At 55.2% G+C, this 259-nt stretch carries 1 protein-coding gene; it reads right to left on the bottom strand.

The window, feature by feature from the left end; genetic code table 11:
• Positions 1–259: aminotransferase class III-fold pyridoxal phosphate-dependent enzyme (locus tag MXD62_RS08975; RefSeq protein WP_248828914.1), on the bottom strand; the 259-nt coding region annotated here is incomplete at both ends.

Genomic DNA, 259 nt, shown 5'->3' with positions numbered 1-259 from the left:
CACGCGCATCGCCAACAAGCGGAAGCTCTTTCACCAGTTGTTGCAATTGCGCAAGCAGATATTCGCCTTGTTTGGCCGATTGCCCGACAAGATTATGCTTTTCCAAATATTCAATCACTGCAAGCGAGGTGGCGGCCGACTGTGGATTGGCACTGTAGGTATGTCCCGCCATGATCGAGCCGCTGCCGCGGGTGATCGTCTCGATAATCTCATCGCTTGCCATTGTCGCCGCCATCGGCGTATAGCCGGCGCTCATTCC

It is taken from the genome of Frankia sp. Mgl5 (assembly GCF_023242985.1).
Lineage (GTDB): Bacteria > Actinomycetota > Actinomycetes > Frankiales > Frankiaceae > Parafrankia > Parafrankia soli.
Note: the sequence above shows the minus strand (reverse complement) of the source record. Positions and strands in the feature narration are given on the sequence as shown.